The sequence below is a fragment of the Bacillus sp. NTK074B genome, assembly GCF_017303375.1.
Taxonomy (GTDB): Bacteria; Bacillota; Bacilli; order Bacillales; family Bacillaceae_B; genus Rossellomorea.
This window is the reverse complement of sequence record NZ_JAFKOH010000338.1, coordinates 1-206: the sequence shown is the minus strand read 5'-3', so window position 1 is coordinate 206 and position 206 is coordinate 1. Positions and strand designations below refer to the sequence as shown.

General features: G+C 44.7%; 1 tRNA gene. It reads right to left on the bottom strand.

Going from position 1 to position 206, the window contains the following annotated elements:
- Window positions 1-2: 2 nt before the first annotated feature.
- A tRNA-Met gene (locus JI667_RS22575) sits at window positions 3-76 on the bottom strand.
- Between the last annotated feature and the right edge of the window lie 130 nt (window positions 77-206).

Here is a 206-nt window from a genome sequence, read left to right as displayed (position 1 = left end):
GGTAGCGGCGGAGGGGATCGAACCCCCGACCTCACGGGTATGAACCGTACGCTCTAGCCAGCTGAGCTACACCGCCAAGAAACATTTACTGTACTATTGAATTTTACTTTCGTAAAACCAATGTTGTTTTTTTACTTTCGTAAAACCAATGTAGTTTTTTTACTTTCGTAAAAAAACTTGGTGGAGCCTAGCGGGATCGAACCGCT